This is a genomic window from Rhodosalinus sediminis (genome assembly GCF_003385555.1).
Taxonomy (GTDB): domain Bacteria; phylum Pseudomonadota; class Alphaproteobacteria; order Rhodobacterales; family Rhodobacteraceae; genus Rhodosalinus; species Rhodosalinus sediminis.
Genome location: NZ_QOHR01000023.1, coordinates 16,782 through 39,372 on the forward strand (window position 1 = coordinate 16,782; position 22,591 = coordinate 39,372).

Consider the following 22,591-nt stretch of genomic DNA (forward strand, 5'->3'; position numbering starts at 1 on the left):
CGCGGTGGCCGATCTCTTCGACACCCCGGCCGCCGGGCCGGACGAGGCGCCCGGGACGCCGGGCGAGGGCGACGGCGCGCCGCGCCCGCTCGCCGACCGGCTCCGCCCGCAGGCCCTCGACGAGGTGATCGGGCAGGAGACGCTCCTCGGCCCGGACGGCCCGCTCGGCGCGATGCTGGCCTCGGGCGCGCTCTCCTCGCTCGTACTCTGGGGGCCGCCGGGCGTCGGCAAGACGACGATCGCGCGGCTTCTGGCGCGCGAGACGGCGCTCGAATTCGTGCAGATCAGCGCGATCTTCACCGGCGTCGCCGAGCTGCGCAAGGTGTTCGACGCCGCGCGCGATCGCCGCCGCGCGGGGCAGGGGACGCTCCTCTTCGTGGACGAGATCCACCGCTTCAACCGCGCGCAGCAGGACAGTTTCCTGCCGCACATGGAGGACGGGACGATCCTCCTCGTGGGCGCGACGACCGAGAACCCGAGCTTCGAGCTCAACGCCGCGCTGCTCTCGCGCGCGCAGGTCATGGTGCTCGAGCGCCTCTCGCTCGCCGATCTGGAGCGCCTCGCGCAGCGCGCCGAGGCGGCGCTCGACCGGGCGCTGCCGCTCGACGGGACGGCGCGCGAGGCCCTGCTGGAGATGGCCGACGGCGACGGGCGCGCGGCGCTCAACCTGATCGAGCAGGTCATGGGCTGGCCCGTCGAGGGGCGGCTCGACGTGCGCCAGCTGTCCGAGCGGCTGGCGCGCCGCGCGGCGCAGTACGACAGGTCGGGCGACGCGCATTTCAACCTGATTTCGGCGCTGCACAAGTCGGTGCGCGGCTCGGACCCGGACGCCGCGCTCTACTGGTTCGCGCGGATGCTGGAGGGGGGCGAGGATCCCCGCTACCTCGCGCGGCGGATCACCCGGATGGCGGTGGAGGACATCGGCCTCGCCGACCCGCAGGCGCAGGCGGTCTGCCTGCAGGGCTGGGACACCTACGAGCGCCTCGGCAGCCCGGAGGGCGAGCTCGCGCTCGCGCAGGCGCTCGTCTATCTCGCGCTCGCGCCGAAGTCGAACGCCGCCTACACGGCCTACAAGGCCGCGCGGAAGGCGGCGAAGGCGACCGGCTCGCTCGCGCCGCCCAAGCACATCCTGAACGCGCCGACGCGGCTGATGAAGGAGCAGGGCTACGGGGCGGGCTACGCCTACGACCACGACGCGGAGGACGCCTTTTCCGGGCAGGACTACTTCCCCGAGGACATGGCGCGCGAGCGCTTCTACGACCCGGTCGAGCGCGGCTTCGAGCGCGATCTGCGCAAGCGCCTCGACTGGTTCGCACGCCGCCGGGCGGAGCGGCGCGGCGGATGAGCACGGCGAATTTTCGTACGAAAATTCGCCCGGGCGGCGGAGGCGGCGGCGAAAATTCTTCATACGAAGAATTTTCGGCCGCGCGCGGGCCGCTTGACAGGCGCAGGGGTGCGGGCGACAGAACCGCCATGGCGGGGACCCTCCTTCAGGTGGCGCTCGGGGGCGCGGCGGGCGCGGTGGCGCGGTATCTGACCGGGCTCGCCGCGGCGCGCGTGATGGGCGCCGGCTTTCCCTGGGGCACGCTCGTGGTCAACGTGCTCGGCGCCTTCCTGATGGGCGTTCTGGTGGTCGCGCTGGCGAAGGCCGCGGTGCCGCGTCTCGGGCCGTTCCTCGTGACCGGGCTGCTCGGGGGCTTCACGACCTTCTCCGCCTTCTCGCTCGACGCGATCGCGCTCTGGGAGCGGGGGGAGGGGGCGCTCGCCCTCCTTTACGTCGGCGCGTCGGTCCTCGTCTCGCTGGCCGCGGTCGCCGCCGGGCTCGCCGCGGCGCGGAGCGTTCTGGCGTGAGCGTGGAGCACGTCACCATCGGGCGCGACGAGGCCGAGCAGCGCCTCGACCGCTGGCTGAAGCGGCGTTTCCCGCAGCTCACCCAGGGGCGCATCGAGAAGATGTGCCGCAAGGGCGAGCTGCGCGTGGACGGCGGCCGGGTGAAGCCCGCGACGCGCCTCGCCGAGGGGCAGAGCGTGCGCGTGCCGCCGCTCCCCGCGGCCGGCCCGCCCGCGCCGAAAACCGCCGGGCCGAGCGCGCGCGACGCCGAGATGATCCGCGCCGCGGTCCTCTGGCGCGACGAGCATCTCCTCGTGCTGAACAAGCCGCCCGGCCTCGCCGTGCAGGGCGGGAGCGGCCAGACGCGCCACGTCGACGCGCTGTCGGAGGCGCTGCGCTTCGGCGCGGCGGAGGCGCCGCGGCTCGTCCACCGGCTGGACCGGGATACCTCGGGCCTTCTGCTCATGGCGCGCAGCCGCCGGGTGGCCGCCGCGCTGACGGCAGCCTTCCGCGCCAAGGAGACGCGCAAGATCTACTGGGCCGCGGTCGCCGGGGTGCCGAGCCCCGCGATGGGCACGATCCGCTACGGCCTCGTCAAGGCGGCGGGGCACGGCGCGCGCGGCGAGGGCGAAAAGATGCGCCTCGTCCATCCCGACGAGGTGGAGGCGACGCCGGGCGCCAAGCGCGCGGTCACCGATTTCGCGGTGATCGAGGGGCTCGCGAAGCGCGCGGCCTGGGTCGCGCTGGTGCCGGTCACCGGGCGCACGCACCAACTGCGCGCGCACATGGCCGGGATCGGCCACCCGATCGTGGGCGACGGCAAGTATGGCGGACGCGGGCAGGAGAACCAGGGCGAGGGCTGGGGCGCGCAACTCGGCGGCGAGATCAGCCGCAAGCTGCACCTGCACGCGCGGTCCCTCGCGCTGACGCATCCGGTCACCGGCGCGCGGCTTTCCTTCACCGCGCCGCTGCCCGCGCACATGCGCCGCACCTGGGAGACGCTCGGCTGGCGCGAGGCCGACGCGCCCGAGGACCCCTTCGCGGAGGACGGCGCATGAGCGACCTGCGGCTCGTGGTGTTCGACGTGGACGGCACGCTCGTCGACAGCCAGGGCGATATCCTGGGCGCGATGGCGGCGGCCTTCGGCGGGCTCGGCCTCTCGGTGCCGGGGCGGGCGGCGGTGCTCGACGTCGTCGGGCTTTCGCTCGATCACGCCATGGCGCGGCTCGCGCCCGAGGCGGACGCCGCGGCGCAGGCGGAGCTCGTGCGGCGCTACCGCGCGGCCTTCGCCGATCTCAGGACCCGGCGCGGCGCGGCCGAGAGCGCGCCGCTCTACCCGGGCGCGCGGGAAGCGCTGGAGCGGCTGGCGGCCGCGCCGGAGGTGCTGCTGGGCCTCGCCACGGGCAAGTCGCGGCGGGGGCTCGACGCGGTGCTGTCGGCGCACGGGATCGGGCATCACTTCGTCACGCAGCAGGTCGCCGACCACCACCCCTCCAAGCCGCATCCGGCGATGCTGCGCGCGGCGCTCGACGAGACCGGCGTGGCGCCGGAGCGCGCGATCATGGTGGGCGACACGCGCTACGACATCGAGATGGCGCGCGCGGCGGGCGTGCGCTCGGTCGGCGTGCGCTGGGGCTATCAGCCGGAGACGGCGCTCGGCGGCGCGGACGCGCAGGCGGCGCGCTTCGCGGAGCTGCCCGGGCTCATCGACGCACTCTGGGAGGTGGCATGACGGACTGGGCGGCGCGGCGGTTCTGGACCGCCGCCGAGGCGGTGGAGGCCGAGGGCGGGCACGGCGTGGCGCTCGACGGGCGGCTGGTGCGGACGCCGGCGCGGGCGGCCCTCGTGCTGCCCTCCCGCCCGCTGGCCGAGGCGGTGGCCGGGGAATGGCGCGACCAGCCCGAGGTGATCGATCCCGCGGCGATGCCGCTGACGCGCGCAGCGAACACCGCGCTCGACCGGGTGGCGCCGGCGCGCGCGGAGGTGATCGGCGCGCTCGCCGAGTACGGCGAGACGGATCTCCTCTGTTACCGGGCCGAGGGGCCCGAAGCGCTCGCGGCGCGGCAGGCGGAGGCCTGGGACCCGATGCTCGACTGGGCGGCCGAGCATCTCGGCGCGCGGCTCGTCCGCGCGGCCGGCGTCATGCACGTGGCGCAACCGCCCGAGAGCGTGGGCGCGCTGCGCGCCGCGCTGGAGGCGCTCGGCCCCTTCGAGCTGACGGCGCTCGACGATCTGGTGACGCTCTCGGGCTCGCTGGTGCTGGGGCTCGCGGCGGAGCGGGGCGCGGCGCCGCCGGAGCGGCTCTGGGCGCTCTCGCGCATCGACGAGACGTGGCAGGCCGAGCAATGGGGCGAGGACGCCGAGGCGGCGGCGCAGGCCGAGACCCGGCGCGCGGCCTTCCTGCGCGCCGCGCGTTTCCTGCACCTCGCGCGGGGCGATGCGGCGGCGTGACGAGGCTGCCGCCGGTTTCGGCGCCTGCCGGAAAAGCGTGCAAGTCGCGGTCCCGCGGCGGACGCGCGACTTGACCCATGCGGCGGAATCCGACCAAACTCGGACTGCTTGGGCGAGGGGTTTGCCCAGATCAACGACAACCGATCAGGCCCGTCGGGGCGCGGCCCCGGGCAACGACAGGGCGGACAATCAGGAAGAGGACAACATGCAGAAATCCGTATTTCTCGCCGCGGTCGCTGGCGTCGGCATGACTGCGGGCGTGGCGAGCGCCGCGACGCTCGACGACGTGCAGGCGCGCGGCACGCTCAACTGCGGCGTCAACACCGGCCTCGTCGGCTTCGCGGCGCCGAACGCCGAGGGCGAGTGGGAAGGCTTCGACGTCGCGGTGTGCAAGGCGGTGGCCGCGGCCGTGCTGGGCGATCCCTCGGCCGTCGAATACGTCTCGCTGACCGGCAAGACGCGCTTCACCGCGCTCGCCTCGGGCGAGATCGACATGCTGTCGCGCAACACGACGCAGACCTTCACGCGCGACGTGGACCTCAAGTTCGAGTTCACCGGCATCAACTACTACGACGGTCAGGGCTTCATGGTTCCGGCCGAGCTGGGCGTGTCCTCGGCGACGGAGCTCGACGGCGCGACCATCTGCATCCAGACCGGCACCACGACCGAGCTCAACCTCGCGGACTACTTCCGCTCGAACAACATGGACTACGAGCCGGTCCCGATCGAGACGAACGCCGAGGCGCAGCAGCAGTATCTCGCCGGCGCCTGCGACGTCTACACCACGGACGGCTCGGGCCTCGCCGCGACGCGGGCGGCCTTCGAGAACCCGAGCGAGCACGTCATCCTGCCCGAGGTCATCTCCAAGGAGCCGCTCGGCCCGGTCGTGCGCCACGGCGACAACGAGTGGGGCGACATCGTGCGCTGGACGCTCTACGCGCTGATCGCGGCCGAGGAATACGGCGTGACGTCGGCCAACGTCGACGAGCTGGCCGAGGGCACCGACAGCCCCGAGATCAACCGCCTGCTCGGCACCGAGGGCAACTTCGGCGAGGTCATGGGCCTCTCGTCCGACTGGGCCGTGAACGCCATCAAGGCCGGCGGCAACTACGGCGAGATCTTCGCGCGCCACATCGGCGAGGACACGCCGGTCGGCCTGTCCCGCGGGCTCAACGCCCAGTGGACCGAGGGCGGCCTGATGTACGCGCCGCCGTTCCGGTAAGGCGACCGCGCTCCGGGAAGGGCGCCGCGCGCGCCCTTCCCGCTCTCACCACCCGCGACGACACCGATAATTCCGGCCGCGCGGCGCTTGCGCCGTCATCGCGGCCAATGCGTCGACAGGACCCTGCCCATGACCTCAGTGACGGAGCCGCCGCGCGAGTCGTTCCGCCTCTCGATGCTGCTGAACGACAAGCGGTACAGGTTCTACACCTTCCAGTTCGTCGCGCTCCTGCTGCTCATCGTGTTCATGGCCTACCTGGGCTGGAACCTCGTGCGGAACCTGGCGATCCTCGGGCAGGACATTTCGTTCGAGTTTCTGGGCACGCCGGCCGGCTACGACATCAACCAGAGCCTGATTCCCTACGAGAATCAGGACCCGCACCTGCGCGCGTCCTTCGTCGGCGTGCTGAACACGTTGCTGGTCGCCTTCCTCGGCTGCGTGACGGCGACGATCTTCGGCGTGCTCGCCGGCGTGCTGCGGCTCTCGAAGAACTGGCTGGTGGCCAAGCTGATGGCCGTCTACGTCGAGATCTTCCGCAACGTTCCGGTGCTGATCTGGATCCTGATCATCTTCTTCGTGATGACGGCGGCGCTGCCGCCGCCCTCGGCCTTCCGCGGCGACGATCCGTCCTCCACCATGCTCTTCGACGCGATCGCGCTGACCAACCGCGGCGTCTATGTTCCCAAGCCGATCTGGGGGGCGGGGTCGGGCGCGCTGGCGGCGGTCTTCCTCGCCTCGATCGCCGGGGCGATCTATTACCGGCGCTACGCGACGAGGCTCCTTTACGCGACCGGCCGGCTGCTGCCGATGGTCTGGCCGACGCTGGCGATCCTGATCCTGCCCACGCTCGCGGCCTACGCCCTGCTCGGCGGGCCGGTCACGCTCGAGTATCCGGAGCTGCGCGGCTTCAACTTTCAGGACGGCATCCAGATCCGTGGCTCGCTGATCGCGCTCTGGTTCGCGCTGGCGATCTACACCGGCGCCTTCATCGCCGAGAACGTGCGCGCGGGCATCCTCTCGGTGAGCCACGGGCAGACCGAGGCGGCGGCTGCGCTCGGGCTGCGGCCGCGGCGGGTCATGTCCCTCGTCGTCCTGCCGCAGGCGCTGCGCGTGGTGATCCCGCCGGTGATCTCGCAGTATCTGAACCTAACCAAGAACAGCTCGCTCGCCATCGCGGTGGGCTACATGGACGTCACCGGCACGCTCGGCGGCATCACGCTGAACCAGACGGGCCGCGCGATCGAATCGGTGCTCCTCCTGATGCTGTTCTACCTCCTCATCTCGCTGTCGATCTCGGCGGTGATGAACCTTTACAACAACGCCGTGAAGCTGAAGGAGCGCTGACATGCCGGCGCCGCAGGAGCCCTCCCGATGAGCGACACCCACGCCGAAGCCGCGCAGCTCGCCTTCGTGCGGCAGGAGCCGATCCCGCCCGCGCCGCCGCCGGTGGCCGAGGCGGGGATCGTCAAGTGGCTGCGTGACAACCTCTTTTCCTCGGTCCCCAACGCGATCCTGACGCTCGCCTCGCTCTGGGCGATCTGGTGGCTGCTGTCGTCCAGCATGCCCTGGGTCTTCAACGGCGTCTGGGACGCCGGGAGCCTGCGGGAGTGCCGCGAGATCCTCGACGGCGCGACCGGCGCCTGCTGGGCCGTGGTGCGCGAGCGCTGGGCGCAGCTCGTCTTCGGCGTGACCTACCCGGAGGAGGCCTACTGGCGCCCGGCGACGGCCTTCGTCCTGCTCTTCGTCGCGCTCGCGCCGGTGCTCTTCCCGAAGGCGCCGCGCAGCCTGCTGCCCTTCACCGCCGTCTATCCCTTCCTCGCCTACTTCCTCGTCTGGGGCGGCTCGGTCTGGGTGCCGGTCATGGCGGCGGCGGGCTTCGTCGTCGGCTATCTCGTCTTTCAGCGCCTCGTCGCGCAGAGCTTCGCGATGGGCTTCTTCGGGGCGATCGCCGCCGCGCTCGTCTTCTGGTGGGTCGCGGGCTTCGTGACGCCGACGCTGACGGCGATCGCGCCGATCACGCTCGAGGCGGTGGAATCGCGGAACATGGGCGGCTTCATGCTGAACCTGATCCTCGGCACTGTCTGCGTCTCGCTCTCGCTGCCGATCGGGATCGCGCTGGCGCTGGGGCGGCAGTCGGGGATGCCGGTCGTCAAGTGGATCTGCATCGTCTTCATCGAGTTCATCCGCGGCGTGCCGCTGATCACGCTGCTCTTCGTGGCGAACGTGGTGCTGGCCTACTTCCTGCCGCCGAACTCCACCTTCGACCTGATCCTGCGCGTGATCATCATGATCACCATGTTCGCCTCCGCCTACATCGCCGAGGTGGTGCGCGGGGGCCTCGCCGCGCTGCCGAAGGGGCAGTACGAGGCCGCCTCCGCGCTGGGGCTCGACTATCCGCAGGCGATGCGGCTCATCATCCTGCCGCAGGCGCTGAAGATCTCGATCCCCGGCATCGTCAACGTGGCGGTCGGGCTCTTCAAGGACACGACGCTCGTCTCGGTGATCGCGATGTTCGACCTCGTGGGGATGATCCGCGGGCCGATCCTCGCCTCGACCGACTGGAACGGCGTCTACTGGGAGCTCTTCGGCTTCGCCGCGGCGCTCTTCTTCGTCGTCTGCTACGGCATCTCGCAATACTCGCAGTGGCTGGAGCGTCAGCTTCAGACCGACCGCCGATAAGGAAAGGCCAGACCATGGTGGATGTTGCCCCGCCCGAGACCGAGGGCCTCGCGCCGGCCGACCGGAGCCGGATGAAAGTCTCCGACGAGGTGGCGATCGAGATTTCCGGCATGAACAAGTGGTTCGGCCAGTTCCACGTGCTGCGCGACATCGACCTCACGGTCTACCGCGGCGAGCGCATCGTGATCTGCGGGCCGTCGGGCTCCGGCAAGTCGACGCTGATCCGCTGCATCAACGCGCTGGAGGAACACCAGCGCGGGCAGATCGTGGTGGACGGGACCGAGCTTTCGACGAACTTGCGCAACATCGACACCATCCGCTCGGACGTCGGCATGGTGTTCCAGCACTTCAACCTGTTCCCGCATCTGACCATCCTCGAGAACTGCACGCTCGCGCCGATCTGGGTCCGCAAGATCCCCAAGAAAGAGGCGGAAGAGACGGCGATGCACTTCCTGACGAAGGTCAAGATCCCCGAGCAGGCCGACAAGTATCCCGGCCAGCTGTCGGGCGGGCAGCAGCAGCGCGTGGCGATCGCGCGCTCGCTCTGCATGCGGCCGAAGATCATGCTCTTCGACGAGCCGACCTCGGCGCTCGACCCGGAGATGATCAAGGAGGTGCTCGACACCATGATCGAGCTCGCCGAGGAGGGGATGACGATGCTCGTGGTCACCCACGAGATGGGCTTCGCCCGGCAGGTGGCGAACCGCGTGATCTTCATGGATCAGGGCCAGATCGTGGAGCAGAACGAGCCCGAGGCTTTCTTCGGCAACCCGCAGAACGAGCGCACGAAGCTCTTCCTGAGCCAGATCCTCGGTCACTGAACGGGCCCGCGCGGGGCGCTCCTCCGCCCTCGCGGGCGTCGTCGCGCGCGAAGAGCGCCCGCAGGGGCGCGATGAGCGGGCTACTCCAGCTCGCGCGGGACGACGAAGTCCACCGCGCGGGCCGTGCCGAAATCGGCGTCGCGCCAGCGGTCGATGTCGAACTCGGCGACCAGCGTCGCGGCGGTCGGGTAGTCGTGAAAGCGCGGATGCGCGGGCGGGCGCGCCACGATCCGGCCCGCGAAGGCGCCGATGCCCGGATTGTGCCCGATGAGCGCGACCGTCGCGCCCGAGGCGCCGCGCAGCACCTCGAGGATCTCGGGCGCCTCGGCATGGTAGAGGAGCCGCGTGTAGCTCACCGGCGCGTCGATGCCGAGGCCCGCGAAGGTCTCGCGCGTGCGCGCCGCGTCGGAGCAGATCACCTCCTGCGGCAGGTACCCCCTCTCCCGCAGCCAGCCGCCGATCAGCGGCGCCGACCGCCGCCCGCGCTTGTTCAGCGGGCGCGCGTGATCCTCGAGCGCCGCGCTCCAGTCCGATTTCGCGTGCCGGACGAGGATCAGGCGGCGCATCTCAGCCCTCCATCCGGTGCGCCGGGCGGATCAGCGTGCCGGCGCCGTGCTCGGTGTAGAGCTCCAGCAGGCAGGCGTTGGGCGCCCGCCCGTCGAGGATCACGACCCCGCGCACGCCGCCCTCGATCGCGGCGAGAGCCGTCTCGGTCTTGGGGATCATGCCGCCGGCGATGACGCCCGCCTCGGTCATCTCGCGGATGGTCTCGGCCGAGAGCTGCTCCTGCACCTCGCCGGCGGCGTTCTTGACGCCCGCGACATCCGTCAGCAGCAGCAGCCGGTCCGCCTCGAGCGCCGCGGCGATGGCGCCTGCGGCCGTGTCGCCGTTGACGTTGAAGGTCTCGCCGTCGCGGCCCGCGCCGATGGGGGCGATCACCGGCACGATCCCCTTGTCGAAGAGATCGCGCAGGAGATCCGCGTTCACCTCCGCCGGCGTGCCCACGAAGCCGAGCGCCGGGTCCGTCTGGTCGCAGGTCATGAGACCCGCGTCCTTGCCCGAGAGCCCCACGGCGCGGCCGCCCTGCGCGCCGATGGCGTGCACGATGCGCTTGTTCAGCCGCCCCGAGAGCACCATCTCGACCACCTCGATCGTCGCGGCGTCGGTCACGCGCTTGCCGCCCACGAACTCCGAGACGACGCCGAGGCGGTCCAGCATGGCGTTGATCATCGGCCCGCCGCCGTGCACCACGACCGGGTTCACGCCCACCATCCGCATCAGCACGACGTCGCGGGCGAATTCCTCCATCGCGGCGTCGTCGCCCATGGCGTTGCCGCCGAGCTTGATGACCACGACGGCGCCGTCGTAGCGCTGCAGGTAGGGCAGCGCCTGGCTGAGCGTGCGGGCGGTGGCGATCCAGTCGCGGGCGCTGGCTTTCGGCATGGGGGTCCCTCCTCGCGCCGGGTTATCTCCGCCGCGGCCGCCGCGCGCAAGGCGCGACCGGCCGCCTTTTCGCGTCAGGCGAGGTCGGCCACGATCGCGCGTAGCGTGGCGATGCCGTCGCCGGTCTCCGACGAGGTGAGCACCAGCTCGGGAAAGGCCGCCGGATGCGTGGCGAGCGCGCCGCGCACCTGCTCCAGCACGCGCTCGCGGTCCTTGCCCTTCACCTTGTCGGCCTTGGTGAGCACCACCTGAAAGGTCACCGCCGCCTGATCGAGGAGGGCCATGATCTCTTCGTCCACGGCCTTCACGCCGTGGCGCGCGTCGATCAGCACGAAGGCGCGGCGCAGGTTCGACCGCCCGGCGAGATAGGCCTTGAGCAGCCGCTGCCAGCGCTCCACCACCGCGAGCGGCGCCTTGGCGTAGCCGTAGCCCGGCAGGTCCACGAGGTAATGGCTGTCCCCCAGCGCGAAGAAGTTGATCTCCTGCGTGCGCCCCGGCGTGTTCGAGGTCCGCGCGAGCGCCTTGCGCCCGGCGAGCGCGTTGATCAGCGTGGATTTGCCCACGTTCGAGCGCCCGGCGAAGCAGACCTCGGGGCGGTCGCCGGGCGGCAGGCCGTCCATCGCCACGACGCCCTTCATGAAGTCCAACGGCCCGGCGAAGAGCTTGCGCCCGGCTTCCTCGGCGGCCGGGTCGGGGGCGTGGGCCAGCGGGAAGGGCAGGGCGCTCATGCCGGGGCCACCCTGTCGCCCACGGCGATCTCGCCGCCCTCGACGACCTCGGCGTAGACGGCGAAATCCTCGTGCCCCCATTCCCGCAGCAGCGCGAGCGTGTCGATGTCCACGCGCCCCGTCTCCGGGTTGGCGGTGGTGGCGCGGCAGCGGCCCGTGCGCTCCACCACGCGCAGGCGCGCGGCGCCCACGCGGATCTCGCGCCCGACGAGGTCGAACTCCTCCCACGGGGCGAGGCCCTCGACCCAGAGGTTGCCGCGCCATCGGTGGGGCGAGAGGGGCCGCCCGTGGCGCCCCTCCACCGCGCGGTGCGAGGCGTGATTGCAGATCGAGATGGAGGGAAAATCCGTGTCCGTCATCCCGCGCCCGCGCCCGGGCGCGCGGACGAGCCGCGCGGGCGCCGCGCGGCCCTCGGGCATCAGCGGGCGCACCCAGTCGAGGAAGGCCGCGCCGTCGTGATCGGGTCGGAAGGTGATCGCGGGCCGCTCCGGGTGGCGGAGCGTGACCGTCTCCGTCGCTGGGTCGAGCTCCGCGGTGATCGCCATCAGCGCCGGCGCCTTGGCGCCTCGCGTGAACTCCGAACAGGGCGCCCAGGCGCTGCCGTCGGCCGCGGCCGCCTCATGCGCCACGGCCCAGGCGCGGTCCCAGGGCAGCGTCGCGCCGGGGGTGAGGCCGACCCGCTCCAGCGCATCCCGGCCGTGGGCCTTGATCGGGTGGCGCCAGATCCCGGTCAGCCGCGCGGTCATTTCTCCTCGGTCCGGGGCTTGCGCCGGAAGCTCGACAGGATGTTGCCGACGAGGTCGGGCTTGTAGCCCTGGCTGCGCATGATCGCGTACTGCTGCGTGAAGGTAATGAGGTTGTTCGCGATCCAGTAGAGGACCAGCCCGCTCGCGAAGCTGCCCAGCATGAACATGAAGACCCAGGGCATCCAGGCGAAGATCATCTGCTGCGTCGGGTCGGTCGGCGCCGGGTTGAGCTTCTGCTGGAGCCACATCGACACACCGAGCACGATCGGCAGGATGCCGATGAAGATCAGCGCGAGGATCGACTCCGGCGGCGGCGCGGCCCAGGGCATCAGCCCGAAGAGGTTCATGATCGAGGTCGGATCGGGCGCGGAGAGGTCGTTGAACGGCCCGAACCACGGCGCGTGGCGCAGCTCGATCGTGACGAAGATCACCTTGTAGAGCGAGAAGAAGATCGGGATCTGCAGAAGGATCGGCAGGCAGCCGGAGGCCGGGTTCACCTTCTCCTTCTTGTAGAGCTCCATCATCTCCTGCTGGAGCTTCTGGCGGTCGTCGCCCGCGCGCTCCTTGATCTTCTCCATCTCGGGCTGAAGTTCCTTCATCTTCGCCATCGAGACGTAGGACTTGTAAGCGAGCGGCAGGAGTACCGCCTTGATGATCAGCGTCAGCCCGATGATCGCCCAGCCCATGTTGCCGATCAGCAGGTTGACCTCGTGCAGGAGCCAGAAGATCGGCTTCGTCAGGAAGAAGAACCAGCCCCAGTCGATCGAGTCGATGAAGCGGTCGACGCCCGTGCGCTGATAGTCGCGGATCGCCTCCCACTCCTTGGCGCCGGCGAAGAGCTGGGTGGAGACCTCCGCCGTCTCGCCGGGCGCGAGCGTCTCGGTCGGCAGCACCGCCTCGGTCTGGTAGATGCCGCGGCGCTCGTCGTATTTCGCGGCCGCCTTGAAGGGGCTGCCCGAGGACGGGATCAGCGTCGTCATCCAGTAGTGGTCGGTGAAGCCGATCCAGCCGTTCTCGCCCACGCGCATGACCTCGGCGCGCGCGCCCTCGGCCGGGTCCACCTCGAGGTCCTCGACGTCGCCGTAGCTCATTTCCGTGAGGGTGCCGTCGGCCATGGCGATGACGCCCTCGTGGAGAATGAAGAAATTCTTCAGGTTCTCCGGCTCGCCGTGCCGGGCGAGGATGCCGTAGGGCGCGAGGCTGACCGAGGCGCCGCCCGAGTTGGTCACCGACTGCGTCACGGAGAACATGTAGTCCTCGTCCACCGAGATGCGCCGGGTGAAGGTCAGCCCTGCGTCGTTCTGCCAGGTCAGGGTCACGGGGCGGCCGGGGGCGAGCGTCTCGCCCTCGGCCACCTGCCAGCGGGTGTCGGGGCCCGGCACGTCCTCGAGCGCGAGGCCCTGACCGGGCGCCCAGCCGTAGAGCGCGTAATAGGCCTGATCCGCGCCGGCTGGGCGCAGCAGCTCGACGATCGGCGCGTCCTCGTCGATCTCGGTGCGGTAGTCCTTGAGCGCGAGGGTGTCGATCCGCCCGCCGCGCAGCGAGATCGCGCCGGACAGGCGCGGCGTCTCGATGGCGAGGCGGGGGGCGTCCGTGCCGGCGGTCTCGGTGGCCTCGCCCGCGCCCGGCGTGCCCGGCTCCGGCCCCGGCGCGGCGTCCGGCGTCGGCGTCGCGATCTCGGCGGGCGCCGAGGTCTCGGTGCCGGTCGCGTTCGGGTCCGTCGGCGGCGTGTCGGGCGGCGGGAACAGCAGGAACCAGACGAGGATGACGCCGAAGCTCAGCGCCGTCGCCAGCAGAAGGTTCTTGTTCTGGTCGTCCATGAAGCGCCGCCCCGGTGGCTGGAAATCTTGCGGAAAGTCAGAGAGGGGTTCAACAGACCCCGAGGCGAAAGGTCAAGGACAAAGCCGGGGCGCGGCGGCCCGCCGCCCTGCGACGCAACGGCGGGGGCCGCGCGAACCGCTCCGCCGCGCGCGGGGCCGCCCGGGTCAGCCCGCGCCGCGGCCGATCCGCGGGGCCGCGTCCAGCCGGGCGCCGTGCCGCGCGATCCACTCCGCCGTGTCGTCGAAGGGCATGGGCCGCGCGATGGCGAAGCCCTGCACGTGGTCGCAGCCGAGTTGCGCCAGCAGCGCGTGTTCGCCGCCGGTCTCGACCCCTTCGCCCACCGTGGCGAGGCCGAGTTGATCGGCCATGGAGAGGACGGCGGTCACGAGGCGCTGCTGGTCCGGGTCGCGGTCGCATTTCGCCACGAAGGAGCGATCGATCTTGATGCGCCCGACCCGGAAGCGGCGCAGCGACGCGAAGGAGGCGTGCCCGGTCCCGAAATCGTCGAGGTCGATGCCGCAGCCCAGTTCGGCGAGCGCGTTGACGTTGCGCGCGGTGACGTCCTCGGGCGCGCCGGCGATCACGGTCTCGAGCACTTCGAGCGTCAGGCGCCCGGGCGCGATGCCGAAGCGGTCGAGCTCCCAGGCGATGCGATCGGCGAGCCGCGGGTCCCGCAGTTCGGCCGCGGAGAGGTTGACGGCGACGCGCGGCACGTCGAGCCCGCTCCGGTCCCAGGCGGAGAGGGCGGTCAGCGATTGCCGCAGCATCTGCTCGCCCAGCCGGGCGAGAAGGCCCGCGTCCTCCAGCGCGGGCAGGAACTCGGCCGGCGGGATCGCGCCGCCGTCGGGCTGGCTCCACCGCGCGAGCGCCTCGAAGCCGGTGACGCGGCCTGTGTCGGTGCAGACCTGCGGCTGGAACCACGCCACGATGCGCCCGGCCTCCAGCGCGGCGGCGGCCGCGTCCGCGCGATCGGCGCGGTGCGTGACGGCGGGCGCCATGCCGGGGGCGTGCGCGCGCACCGCCGCCGGGCCGGCGGCCTGCGCCTCGGCGAGCGCGGCCGCCGCGGCGCGCAGCAGGCCGGGCGCGTCCGCCTCCGGCAGTCGGCGGGAGAGCGAAAAGCCCACCGATCCCGTGAGATAGACGGCGGCGCCGTCGACGACGGCCGGCTCCTCGAGCGCGCGTTGCAGGCGGGCGGCGATCTGCAGGCCGGCCTCGAGGTCGAGGCGGCGCGCCGGCTGCAGCGCCACGCCGAAGCGCGCCCCCCCGAGGCGGGCGATCTCGTCGCCGTCTCGCAGGACGGCGCGCAGACGGTCCCCCGCCGCGCGCAGGAGGCGCTCCTCGGCCTCCGTGCCGTAGCGGTCGCGCAGCGCCTCGATCTCGTCGATCTCGATCAGGAGGCAGGCCGTGCCGAGCCCCGCGCCGGCGGCGCGGTCGCGCGCCGCCGCGAGCGCCGCGGTCAGCCCGTCCGACAGGAGCAGGCCGGTCACCGGGTCGCGCGGCCGCGCGTCGGGGGGCGCCGCCCCCTCGAACCCGCCGGCGAGGGCGAAGAGCGCCGGCAGGCCGAGCGCCGTGGCGATGAGCGCGCCCTCCCCGCCCGTCCAGAAGGCCGTGAGCGAGAGCGCGGGAATGAAGGCGAGCGCCGACGGCTCGCCCAGCGCGCGGCGCAGGCGGCGGCGCAGGGTGGCCGGCGCGAAGGCGGAACGAAGCGACATGACGCGGACCCCAGGCTGACGATCGCGGCGCAGCGCGCCGCACGTCTGCAACCTGTGGCCGCAGGTCTGAGCGTCGGGTTAACGCAAGGCGGGTATTTCGCCGAAATCCGCAGGGGCGGGCGCGCCCTCCGACGCGGCGGCGAGCCCGGCGAAGTCGAAGAGCTTCGGGTCGAGCAGATGCGAGGGCCGCGCGTTCATCAGCGCGCGGAACATGACCTGCCGCCGGCCGGGGCTGTTCGCCTCCCACTGGTCGAGAATCGCCTTGACCTGCTGGCGCTGGAGGCCGTCCTGGCTGCCGCAGAGGTCGCAGGGGATGATCGGGTAGCCCATCGCCCGCGCGAAGCGGTCGCAGTCGGCCTCGGCGACATGGGCGAGCGGGCGCAGCACCAGGAGGTCGCCCTCGTCGTTGACGAGCTTGGGCGGCATGGTGGCGAGCCGTCCGCCGTGGAAGAGGTTCATGAAGAAGGTCTCGAGGATGTCGTCGCGGTGATGGCCGAGCACCACCGCCGAGCAGCCCTCCTCCCGCGCGATTCGGTAGAGATGCCCGCGCCGGAGCCGCGAGCAGAGCGCGCAATAGGTCCGCCCCTCGGGCACCTTGTCGGTGACGACGGAGTAGGTGTCCTGATACTCGATCCGGTGGGACACGCCGCGCGCGCTCAGGAACTCTGGCAGGACGGTCGCCGGGAAGCCCGGCTGCCCCTGATCGAGGTTGCAGGCGAGGATTTCGACGGGCAGCAGCCCGCGCCATTGCAGCTCGGTCAGCGCGGCGAGGAGCGTGTAGCTGTCCTTCCCGCCCGAGAGGCAGACGAGCCAGCGCGCGCCGCGTCCGCCCTGATCGGCCGTCGCGCCGGGCACGACCATGCCGTAGTGCTCGATCGCCTCGCGGGTCTGGCGCACGACGCGCTTGCGCAGCTTGCGGAACTCCGTCGTCTGCGGCGCGCCGGCGAAGAGCGCGTGGATCTCGCCGTCGTCGGCGGTGGGGGTGGCTTCGTCCGTCATGCGTGCCGTCTTGCCAGAGCCGGACACCCGAGGGAAGGCGCGGTCACTCGCGCCGCGTGGGGGGCTCGGCCCCGTCCGGGTCGGGCACGTTGTCGATGCCCGAGCCGCCCCAGGGGTGGCAGCGCCCGATTCGGCGGACGGCCAGCCAGCCGCCGCGGAGCGCGCCGTGCGTCTCGAGCGCCTCGAGCGCATAGACCGAGCAGGTGGGCTGATAGCGGCAGTTGAAGCCGACCCACGGCGAGAAGATCAGCCGATAGGCCCGGACGGGCAGGGCGAAGAGGCGGGCGAGGGGGCTCATGCCGCCCCCTTCGCGCGGCGCGGCGCGTGCAGCCGGTCGAGCGCCGTGCGCAGATCGTCGCGCAGCGCGTCGAAGGGGCGTTCCACCGTCACGCCCGGCCGCCCGATGAGCACGTAATCCCAGCCGGGCCGGCCCGCGTCGGGCAGCACCTCGCGCGCCAAAGCCCGCAGCCGGCGCTTCGCCCGGTTGCGGGTTACGGCGTTTCCGACCTTGCGGGAGCAGGTGATGCCGACGCCCACCTCGGGCCGGCCGTCGCGGCGGTCGCGCGCCTGCACGACCATGCCGGTGACGGCCTGCCGCCGCGCGCGCGCGGCGGCGGTGAACTGCCAGCGCTTGCGCAGCTGCGCGAGCGGGGCCGGGGCGTCGGTCGTGGCCGCGGCGCGGGTCATGCGCGGCGGCTCCGCCAGATCAGGCCGAGAGCTTCTTGCGGCCGCGGGCGCGGCGCGCGTTGAGCACCTTGCGGCCGGCCTTTGTGGCCATGCGGGCGCGGAAGCCGTGGCGGCGCTTGCGCACGAGGTTCGAGGGCTGGAAAGTGCGTTTCATGGCGGGCGCTCCGTCTGTCTGTCGCGGTCCGGGACTGTTCCGGACCGGGCGGGCCGGGGGCGACGCGGCGCCCACGCCCGATATCCGAAGCCCGCTCTATAGGCGCGCCCCGGGCCGGTGTCAAACCCGCGCGCGCTGTAACATGGGGCCGCGCGCATGTTACAGGATCGCTCCGCGCGCCCTGTCCGCGGGCACGCTTCCGTCACCTTGCATCAAGGGCGCGTGATGGCCCTGTCGCTCGGGGTCGTGGTCGCGCATGTTGCCGGGCACACGCGACCCCATGAGAGGCCCGACCGTGAGCGACATGACCCGACCCGCCACCGACCGCCCCTGGCTGCGCCGTCTGCCGATCCTCGTCATCCTCGCGGTCGCGGCGGCGGGCGCGGTCCTGCTGCGCGACCGGCTCACCTTCGAGACGCTGGCCGCGAACCGCGAGGCGCTGCTCGCGCTTCGTGACGCGCATTACGCGGCGGCCGCGGCGGCCTTCGTGGCGGCCTACGTCGGGATCGTCGCCTTCTCCCTGCCCGGCGCGACGGTGGCGACGCTGACGGGCGGGTTCCTCTTCGGGGTCTTTCCGGGGACGCTCTTCAACGTGCTCGCCGCCACGGCGGGGGCGACGGCGATCTTCCTCGCCGCGCGCTGGGGCTTCGGCGCGCGGCTCGCGGCGCGCATGGACGCCTCGGAGGGACTGGTGCGGCGGATGAAGGCCGGGATCGACGCGAACCAGTGGCCGATGCTCTTTCTCATCCGGCTCGTCCCGGCGGTGCCCTTCTTCGCGGCGAATCTGGTGCCGGCCTTCGTCAACGTGCCGACGCATCGCTTCGTCGTCTCCACCTTCTTCGGGATCATGCCCGGCGCGCTCGTCTACACCTCGGTCGGCGCGGGGCTCTCGGAGGTCTTCGCCCGGGGCGAGACGCCGGACCTCGGGATCATCTTCGAGCCGCGGATCCTCCTGCCGCTCCTCGGGCTCGCGGCGCTGGCGGCGCTGCCGCTCGTGCTGCGGGCCGTGCGCGGCAAGGCGGGGATCTGAGATGCGGATCGAGACGGATCTCCTCGTCATCGGCGCGGGCTCGGGCGGGCTCTCGGTCGCGGCGGGCGCGGCGCAGATGGGCGCCGACGTCACGCTCGTAGAGGGCGGCGAGATGGGCGGCGACTGCCTGAACTACGGCTGCGTGCCCTCGAAGTCGCTCCTCGCCGCGGCGAAGGTCGCGCACGGGCAGGCGCAGGCGTCGTCCTTCGGGATCGCTGACGTGGCACCTACGGTCGATTACGCCGCCGCCATGGGCCACGTGCAGGAGGTGATCGGCCGCATCGCCCCCCACGACAGCCAGGAGCGCTTCGAGGGCCTCGGCGTGCGGGTGATCCGCGCCTGGGCGCGCTTCGTCTCCGACCGCGAGGTCGACGCGGGCGAGGCGCGCATCCGCGCCCGGCGCATCGTGATCGCCACCGGCTCGTCGCCGGCGGTGCCGCCGATCCCCGGGCTCGACACGGTCCCCTATCTCACGAACGAGACGCTCTGGGATCTGCGCGCGCGCCCCGGTCACCTGATCATCGTGGGCGGCGGGCCGATCGGCATGGAGATGGCGCAGGCGCACCGGCGGCTGGGTAGCGACGTCACCGTGCTGGAGGGCGCACAGGCGCTGGGCCGCGAGGACCCGGAGGCCGCGGCCGTCGTCCTCGACCGGCTGCGCGCCGAGGGCGTCGCGATCGAGGAGGGGGTGAGCGCGGCCGAGGTCCGCGGCGCGGCCGGCGATCTGGAGGTTCTGGCCGCGGACGGGCGGCGCTTTCCCGGCACCCACCTCCTGATCGCGGTGGGGCGCAGGGCCAACACCGACGCGCTGAACCTCGACGCCGCGGGGATCGAGACCACGGAGACCGGCGTCAAGGTCGACGCGCGGCTGCGCACCACGAACGCCCGCGTCTTCGCCATCGGCGACGCGGCCGGCGGCATGCAGTTCACCCATCTGGCCGCCTATCACGCCGGCATCGTCATCCGGCAGGCGCTCTTCGGCCTGCCGGCGACCGCGCGCACCGACCACATCCCGCGCGTCACCTACACCGACCCCGAGCTCGCGCAGGTGGGGCTGACGGAGGCCGAGGCGCGCGCGGCGCATGGGCCGAAGCTCGAGGTGGCGCGCTTCGACTATTCGGGCAACGACCGCGCGCTGGCCGAGCGCAGGACCGAGGGCTTCGTCAAGGTCATGGTCGTCAAGGGCCGCCCCGTCGGCGCGACGATCGTCGGCCACCAGGCGGGCGAGCAGATCACGCTCTGGGCGCTGATGCAGGCGGGCGGGCTGAAGATGAAGGCCGTCGCCGACATGGTCGCGCCCTATCCGACCATCGCCGAGGTCTCGAAACGCGCCGCGGGGGCCTATTTCTCCCCGCGGCTCTTTGATAGTGCTCTCGTGAAACGCGTGGTGAGGGCGGTGCAGGCCTGGCTGCCCTGAACGCGCGCAGGCGGGTCGGCCATGCTCAACACGCTCTCCGGGCGCTTTCTCATCCTGACGGTGATCTTCGTGATGATCGCCGAGGTGCTGATCTTCGTGCCCTCGGTCGCGCGCTACCGCGAGAGCTTCCTCCTCGCCCGGCTGGAGCGGGCGCAGATCGCCTCGCTCTCGCTGCTCGCCACCGACATGATCGAGCCCGAGCTCGAGAGCGAGCTTCTCCGGAACGCGGGCGTCTACAACGTGGTGCTGCGCCGGGACGAGGCGCGCGAGCTCGTGCTCTCCTCGCCGATCCCGGCGCCGGTGCACGCGACCTTCGACCTGCGCGCGCCCTCCGCGGTAACGCTCATCCGCGACGCCATGGCGCGTCTCGCCGACCCGGAGGAGCGGGTGATCCGCGTGATCGGGGCGCCGCTGCGCGACGCGGGCCTCCTGATCGAGGTGACCATGGGCACCGGCGGCCTGCGCGCGGCGATGATCGACTATGGGCTGCGCATCCTCGCGCTCTCGGCGGTGATCTCGGCGGTGACCGGCGGGCTCCTGTTCCTCGCCGTGCGTGCGATCCTCGTGAAGCCGATCAGCCGCCTCGTCGGGCACATGCGCCATTACGCCGCCGCGCCCGAGGACGCGACGCGGATCGTCGCGCCCTCGGGCCGCGGCGTGCGCGAGATGCGCGAGGCCGAGGCCGCGCTCGCGCTGATGCAGGGCGAGCTGACGCAGGCGCTGCGCCAGCGCGCGCGCCTCGCGCAGCTCGGCTCGGCCGTCGCCAAGATCAGCCACGACCTGCGCAATATCCTCACCTCCGCGCAGCTCTTCGTGGACCGCATCGAAGCGAGCGAGGACCCGCAGGTCAAGCGCCTCGCCCCGAAGCTCGTCAACTCGATCCGCCGGGCGATCGGGCTCACGGAGAACGTGCTCGCCTTCGGCCGCGCGGAGGAGCCGCCGCCCACGCTCGCCCGCGTGGCGCTGGCCGAGCTCGTCTCCGACGTGGTCGAGAGCGAGCGCCTCGCCGTCGAGGACACGCAGGACATCAGCTTTTCCGAGGACGTGCCGGCCACGATGACCCTGCGCGCCGATCCCGAGCAGCTCTACCGCGCGCTCGCCAACCTCGTGCGCAACGCGCGCCAGGCGCTCGCCGGGCATCCCGAGGGCGGCGAGATCGGCATCGCCGCGCGCGAGGAGGATGCCGCCTGGGTGATCGAGGTGACGGACACGGGCCCCGGCCTGCCCGACAAGGCGCGCGAGCACCTCTTCACCCCCTTCCAGGGCGGCGCGCGCAAGGGGGGCTCGGGCCTCGGCCTCGCCATCGCGGCGGAACTCGTGCGCGGCCACGGCGGCCGGCTGGAGCTCGGCCACACCGGGCCGGAGGGCACCCGCTTCACCCTCCGGCTGCCGAAGGGCGAACTCGACTGAACGTCAGCGCCCGGATTTCCGCTTGCACCCCGTGGCGCCGGACGTTATCTGCCCCTCACCGCGCACCGGTAGCTCAGCTGGATAGAGCACTTGACTACGAATCAAGGGGTCGGGGGTTCGAATCCTCCCCGGTGCGCCAATCGCTTCTCCTCGTGCTGATGCAAGTGTCCGCCAAGGTCCTGTTAAGTCAGGATAAAATGCGGCTCTTCGGCTTCCCGAGCACCTTGCCGAAAAGGTCAGGTAGTCCGGGTGGTCGTCCATGTCGAAGCAGCAGATCGGTGAGTTCCTCTACACGAAGCGAGGACATTTCTACTTCCAGCGGCGCGTCCCGCCCGACGTGCGGGGGTTCTACAGGTGCAGCCGAGTACAGCTTGCGCTCGGCACACGGGACCCGGCGGTAGCCAGACGAAAGGCCGCACGGCTGGCGCTCGACCTCGAAGACCAATGGGCGCGGTTCCGCGAGCAGTCACGTGAGGACGTGTTGAAGCGGTTCCTGAAGGGCGGGAAAGGTAAGCAGCTTGATCCGCGGCCAGACGAGATCAAGGCGCTGTACCTTGATCGCCGCGGTCAGGGAAAGCCGAAGTCCTTCGAGCAGATGGTCGAACGCGCGTACCGTTACCTGCGCGAGATTTGCGGCCATAAAGCCCTCAGCCAGTTTGAGCGCTCCGACGCCGTCAAGTTCCGCGACAAGCTCCTCGCGCGCGGTATGGCGCCACAGAGCGTGAAGCGGAACCTGTCCGTGATCAGCACCGGCGTGAAGCTGATGCTGACCGAGCACGGCCTGCCGTATGAAAATGTCTTCGCCGGCCTCGAGTGCGGCAACGCGCAACCCGTCAAGAAGCGGGTTCCGTTCACCGAAGCCGAACTCCGGCACCTGCAAAGGGAAGCGAGGGAACTGGACGACGAGCCGCGGTGGCTGCTGGCATTGATCAGCGACACGGGGCTACGGCTGTCCGAGGCTGCCGGTCTGGCTGTCGCGGACGTCGTCCTCGACGCTGAGATTCCGCACGTGAAGGTACAGCCGCACCCGTGGCGGCCGCTCAAAACCGCATCGAGTGCGCGCGTGGTCCCGCTTTTGGGGGCCAGCTTGTGGGCGGCTGAACGTGCTATCGCAGCGTCCGAAAGCCGCTTCCTCTTCCCGGAGATCTGCGACGGGACGACGACGAAAGGGAACGCCACGAGTGCGCAGCTCAACAAGTGGATCAAGCCGCGCGTTGGCGGATCAGGAAAGGTCGTTCACTCGTTTCGCCATTCAATGCGTGACCGGCTCCGCGCGGTGGAGTGCCCGCCCGACATCATCGACCAACTCGGCGGCTGGGCCGCGGCCGGCGTCGGGCAAAGCTACGGCAGCGGATATCCCCTCGAAGTCTTGGCGAAGTGGCTCGGTCGTACAACGCTGGAGTCGAACCGGAGCACTACCTGACCTTTTCGGCAAGGTGCT

General features: G+C 71.7%; 23 protein-coding genes and 1 tRNA gene. 14 read left to right on the forward strand and 10 right to left on the reverse strand.

Translation table 11 applies throughout. From position 1 onward, the window contains the following. Positions 1 to 4: 4 nt before the first annotated feature. The 9 genes from DRV84_RS12990 (at position 5) to DRV84_RS13030 (ending at position 9,003) form a co-directional block, all read left to right on the forward strand. A complete protein-coding gene (locus tag DRV84_RS12990; RefSeq protein ID WP_115981406.1) occupies positions 5 to 1,345 on the forward strand; it encodes a replication-associated recombination protein A in 1,341 nt (446 codons plus the stop codon). Positions 1,346 to 1,473: 128 nt separating this feature from the next. Next, on the forward strand, positions 1,474 to 1,851 hold the full coding sequence (gene crcB / locus DRV84_RS12995) for a fluoride efflux transporter CrcB (protein ID WP_115981408.1): 378 nt from the start codon (positions 1,474 to 1,476) through the stop codon (positions 1,849 to 1,851). Further along, the gene (locus DRV84_RS13000) at positions 1,848 to 2,888 is read left to right on the forward strand and encodes an RluA family pseudouridine synthase (RefSeq protein ID WP_115981410.1); all 1,041 of its coding nucleotides are present in this window, start codon (positions 1,848 to 1,850) and stop codon (positions 2,886 to 2,888) included. The genes crcB and DRV84_RS13000 overlap by 4 nt, the downstream gene beginning before the upstream one ends. Beyond that, positions 2,885 to 3,562: an HAD-IA family hydrolase gene (locus DRV84_RS13005; RefSeq protein WP_115981412.1), complete on the forward strand. Its 678-nt coding sequence runs from the start codon at positions 2,885 to 2,887 to the stop codon at positions 3,560 to 3,562. Before DRV84_RS13000 ends, DRV84_RS13005 begins: the two co-directional genes overlap by 4 nt. Then, on the forward strand, positions 3,559 to 4,281 hold the full coding sequence (locus DRV84_RS13010; protein ID WP_115981414.1) for an ATP12 family chaperone protein: 723 nt from the start codon (positions 3,559 to 3,561) through the stop codon (positions 4,279 to 4,281). The genes DRV84_RS13005 and DRV84_RS13010 overlap by 4 nt, the downstream gene beginning before the upstream one ends. A 205-nt stretch (positions 4,282 to 4,486) precedes the next feature. Next, the gene (locus DRV84_RS13015) at positions 4,487 to 5,503 is read left to right on the forward strand and encodes an amino acid ABC transporter substrate-binding protein (RefSeq protein ID WP_115981416.1); all 1,017 of its coding nucleotides are present in this window, start codon (positions 4,487 to 4,489) and stop codon (positions 5,501 to 5,503) included. Positions 5,504 to 5,632: 129 nt separating this feature from the next. Then, complete coding sequence (locus DRV84_RS13020; RefSeq protein ID WP_115981418.1) at positions 5,633 to 6,847, forward strand: amino acid ABC transporter permease; 1,215 nt, start codon at positions 5,633 to 5,635, stop codon at positions 6,845 to 6,847. A 27-nt stretch (positions 6,848 to 6,874) separates the two neighbouring features. After that, complete coding sequence (locus DRV84_RS13025) at positions 6,875 to 8,182, forward strand: amino acid ABC transporter permease (protein WP_115981420.1); 1,308 nt, start codon at positions 6,875 to 6,877, stop codon at positions 8,180 to 8,182. 14 nt (positions 8,183 to 8,196) lie between these two features. Continuing rightward, complete coding sequence (locus tag DRV84_RS13030; RefSeq protein ID WP_115981422.1) at positions 8,197 to 9,003, forward strand: amino acid ABC transporter ATP-binding protein; 807 nt, start codon at positions 8,197 to 8,199, stop codon at positions 9,001 to 9,003. A gap of 80 nt (positions 9,004 to 9,083) precedes the next feature. Here DRV84_RS13030 and DRV84_RS13035 read toward each other — a convergent pair whose 3' ends face one another. From DRV84_RS13035 to rpmH, 10 genes are all read right to left on the reverse strand, one after another. Further along, complete coding sequence (locus tag DRV84_RS13035; RefSeq protein WP_115981424.1) at positions 9,084 to 9,569, reverse strand: SixA phosphatase family protein; 486 nt, start codon at positions 9,567 to 9,569, stop codon at positions 9,084 to 9,086. Between the two features lies 1 nt (position 9,570). Then, complete coding sequence (gene argB / locus DRV84_RS13040; RefSeq protein WP_115981427.1) at positions 9,571 to 10,446, reverse strand: acetylglutamate kinase; 876 nt, start codon at positions 10,444 to 10,446, stop codon at positions 9,571 to 9,573. Between the two features lie 74 nt (positions 10,447 to 10,520). Beyond that, positions 10,521 to 11,174 (reverse strand): ribosome biogenesis GTP-binding protein YihA/YsxC, encoded by a 654-nt coding sequence (yihA, locus tag DRV84_RS13045; RefSeq protein ID WP_115981429.1) that lies wholly within the window; start codon positions 11,172 to 11,174, stop codon positions 10,521 to 10,523. Further along, entirely contained in the window at positions 11,171 to 11,920 is a 750-nt protein-coding gene (locus tag DRV84_RS13050; protein ID WP_115981431.1) for an MOSC domain-containing protein, read from the reverse strand. The genes yihA and DRV84_RS13050 overlap by 4 nt, the downstream gene beginning before the upstream one ends. Next, complete coding sequence (gene yidC, locus DRV84_RS13055; RefSeq protein ID WP_115981433.1) at positions 11,917 to 13,740, reverse strand: membrane protein insertase YidC; 1,824 nt, start codon at positions 13,738 to 13,740, stop codon at positions 11,917 to 11,919. The genes DRV84_RS13050 and yidC overlap by 4 nt, the downstream gene beginning before the upstream one ends. Positions 13,741 to 13,905: 165 nt before the next feature. Then, the gene (locus DRV84_RS13060) at positions 13,906 to 15,453 is read right to left on the reverse strand and encodes a putative bifunctional diguanylate cyclase/phosphodiesterase (protein WP_115981436.1); all 1,548 of its coding nucleotides are present in this window, start codon (positions 15,451 to 15,453) and stop codon (positions 13,906 to 13,908) included. A gap of 78 nt (positions 15,454 to 15,531) precedes the next feature. Beyond that, positions 15,532 to 16,452, reverse strand: a complete 921-nt coding sequence (ttcA, locus tag DRV84_RS13065; RefSeq protein ID WP_115981438.1) for a tRNA 2-thiocytidine(32) synthetase TtcA — start codon at positions 16,450 to 16,452, stop codon at positions 15,532 to 15,534. A gap of 43 nt (positions 16,453 to 16,495) precedes the next feature. Then, complete coding sequence (gene yidD / locus DRV84_RS13070) at positions 16,496 to 16,750, reverse strand: membrane protein insertion efficiency factor YidD (protein WP_115981440.1); 255 nt, start codon at positions 16,748 to 16,750, stop codon at positions 16,496 to 16,498. Next, entirely contained in the window at positions 16,747 to 17,139 is a 393-nt protein-coding gene (rnpA, locus tag DRV84_RS13075) for a ribonuclease P protein component (RefSeq protein ID WP_115981443.1), read from the reverse strand. Before rnpA ends, yidD begins: the two co-directional genes overlap by 4 nt. A 19-nt stretch (positions 17,140 to 17,158) precedes the next feature. Beyond that, positions 17,159 to 17,293, reverse strand: a complete 135-nt coding sequence (gene rpmH / locus DRV84_RS13080; RefSeq protein WP_115981445.1) for a 50S ribosomal protein L34 — start codon at positions 17,291 to 17,293, stop codon at positions 17,159 to 17,161. A gap of 304 nt (positions 17,294 to 17,597) precedes the next feature. On the opposite strand from rpmH, the gene DRV84_RS13085 reads away from it, so the two are divergent. From DRV84_RS13085 to DRV84_RS13105, 5 genes are all read left to right on the forward strand, one after another. Then, positions 17,598 to 18,323: a TVP38/TMEM64 family protein gene (locus tag DRV84_RS13085; RefSeq protein WP_115981447.1), complete on the forward strand. Its 726-nt coding sequence runs from the start codon at positions 17,598 to 17,600 to the stop codon at positions 18,321 to 18,323. Position 18,324: 1 nt separating this feature from the next. Continuing rightward, on the forward strand, positions 18,325 to 19,740 hold the full coding sequence (locus DRV84_RS13090) for a dihydrolipoyl dehydrogenase family protein (RefSeq protein WP_115981449.1): 1,416 nt from the start codon (positions 18,325 to 18,327) through the stop codon (positions 19,738 to 19,740). 21 nt (positions 19,741 to 19,761) lie between these two features. Beyond that, positions 19,762 to 21,150, forward strand: a complete 1,389-nt coding sequence (locus tag DRV84_RS13095) for a sensor histidine kinase (protein ID WP_115981451.1) — start codon at positions 19,762 to 19,764, stop codon at positions 21,148 to 21,150. Between the two features lie 62 nt (positions 21,151 to 21,212). Next, positions 21,213 to 21,289 (forward strand) — tRNA-Arg (locus DRV84_RS13100). 120 nt (positions 21,290 to 21,409) lie between these two features. Beyond that, positions 21,410 to 22,573, forward strand: a complete 1,164-nt coding sequence (locus DRV84_RS13105) for a DUF6538 domain-containing protein (RefSeq protein ID WP_115981453.1) — start codon at positions 21,410 to 21,412, stop codon at positions 22,571 to 22,573. Positions 22,574 to 22,591: the final 18 nt, after the last annotated feature.

Bases quoted from the DNA above. Each gene is read 5' to 3' on its own strand.
- crcB (WP_115981408.1), top strand. From the start codon at position 1,474: ATGGCGGGGACCCTCCTTCAGGTGGCGCTCGGGGGCGCGGCGGGCGCG.
- DRV84_RS13005 (WP_115981412.1), top strand. From the start codon at position 2,885: ATGAGCGACCTGCGGCTCGTGGTGTTCGACGTGGACGGCACGCTCGTC.
- DRV84_RS13010 (WP_115981414.1), top strand. From the start codon at position 3,559: ATGACGGACTGGGCGGCGCGGCGGTTCTGGACCGCCGCCGAGGCGGTG.
- DRV84_RS13015 (WP_115981416.1), top strand. From the start codon at position 4,487: ATGCAGAAATCCGTATTTCTCGCCGCGGTCGCTGGCGTCGGCATGACT.
- DRV84_RS13020 (WP_115981418.1), top strand. From the start codon at position 5,633: ATGACCTCAGTGACGGAGCCGCCGCGCGAGTCGTTCCGCCTCTCGATG.
- DRV84_RS13025 (WP_115981420.1), top strand. From the start codon at position 6,875: ATGAGCGACACCCACGCCGAAGCCGCGCAGCTCGCCTTCGTGCGGCAG.
- DRV84_RS13030 (WP_115981422.1), top strand. From the start codon at position 8,197: ATGGTGGATGTTGCCCCGCCCGAGACCGAGGGCCTCGCGCCGGCCGAC.
- DRV84_RS13035 (WP_115981424.1), bottom strand. From the start codon at position 9,569: ATGCGCCGCCTGATCCTCGTCCGGCACGCGAAATCGGACTGGAGCGCG.
- argB (WP_115981427.1), bottom strand. From the start codon at position 10,446: ATGCCGAAAGCCAGCGCCCGCGACTGGATCGCCACCGCCCGCACGCTC.
- yihA (WP_115981429.1), bottom strand. From the start codon at position 11,174: ATGAGCGCCCTGCCCTTCCCGCTGGCCCACGCCCCCGACCCGGCCGCC.
- DRV84_RS13050 (WP_115981431.1), bottom strand. From the start codon at position 11,920: ATGACCGCGCGGCTGACCGGGATCTGGCGCCACCCGATCAAGGCCCAC.
- yidC (WP_115981433.1), bottom strand. From the start codon at position 13,740: ATGGACGACCAGAACAAGAACCTTCTGCTGGCGACGGCGCTGAGCTTC.
- DRV84_RS13060 (WP_115981436.1), bottom strand. From the start codon at position 15,453: ATGTCGCTTCGTTCCGCCTTCGCGCCGGCCACCCTGCGCCGCCGCCTG.
- ttcA (WP_115981438.1), bottom strand. From the start codon at position 16,452: ATGACGGACGAAGCCACCCCCACCGCCGACGACGGCGAGATCCACGCG.
- yidD (WP_115981440.1), bottom strand. From the start codon at position 16,750: ATGAGCCCCCTCGCCCGCCTCTTCGCCCTGCCCGTCCGGGCCTATCGG.
- rnpA (WP_115981443.1), bottom strand. From the start codon at position 17,139: ATGACCCGCGCCGCGGCCACGACCGACGCCCCGGCCCCGCTCGCGCAG.
- rpmH (WP_115981445.1), bottom strand. From the start codon at position 17,293: ATGAAACGCACTTTCCAGCCCTCGAACCTCGTGCGCAAGCGCCGCCAC.
- DRV84_RS13085 (WP_115981447.1), top strand. From the start codon at position 17,598: ATGACCCGACCCGCCACCGACCGCCCCTGGCTGCGCCGTCTGCCGATC.
- DRV84_RS13090 (WP_115981449.1), top strand. From the start codon at position 18,325: ATGCGGATCGAGACGGATCTCCTCGTCATCGGCGCGGGCTCGGGCGGG.
- DRV84_RS13095 (WP_115981451.1), top strand. From the start codon at position 19,762: ATGCTCAACACGCTCTCCGGGCGCTTTCTCATCCTGACGGTGATCTTC.
- DRV84_RS13105 (WP_115981453.1), top strand. From the start codon at position 21,410: ATGTCGAAGCAGCAGATCGGTGAGTTCCTCTACACGAAGCGAGGACAT.